This window comes from Caloramator australicus RC3, assembly GCF_000297115.1.
Taxonomy (GTDB): domain Bacteria; phylum Bacillota; class Clostridia; order Clostridiales; family Caloramatoraceae; genus Caloramator; species Caloramator australicus.
The window spans coordinates 1-428 of record NZ_CAKP01000158.1; the positions used below are offsets into that span (position 1 = coordinate 1).

The following is a 428-nucleotide window of genomic DNA, read 5'->3' on the forward strand; positions in this document are numbered from 1 at the left end:
AATTGAGGCAACATTCCCAAAGGCTGAAATTCAAAGATGCATAATCCACCAGCTAAGAAATTGCTTTAAGTATGTATCATATAAACATCTTAAAGAGTTTAGTAAAGATTTTAAAGCAGTATATCAGGCAGCAAGTGAAGAAATTGCAAGAGATAAATTTGAAGAAGTAAAGAAAAAATGGCAAAGCTCTTATCCGTTTGCGATAAAAGTTGGGAAAACAACTGGGAAGTATTAATTCCATTTTACAGATTTCCGGAAGAAATAAGGAAGATAATGTATACAACGAACATAATAGAAGGATTTCATAGACAATTAAGGAAGGTAACAAAATCAAAGGCTATATTTCCAAATGATGAATCGCTAGAAAAGATGTTGTTTTTAGTAGCTAAAGAATGTAATGAAAAAATGGACACAAAGATATAAAAACT

The 428-nt window shown here is 30.6% G+C and carries 1 pseudogene; it reads left to right on the plus strand.

The features are described from left to right. Nucleotides 1-43 precede the first annotated feature (43 nt). Nucleotides 44-423 (plus strand): annotated as a pseudogene (locus tag CAAU_RS13620) (transposase). The last annotated feature ends 5 nt before the right edge of the window (nt 424-428 follow it).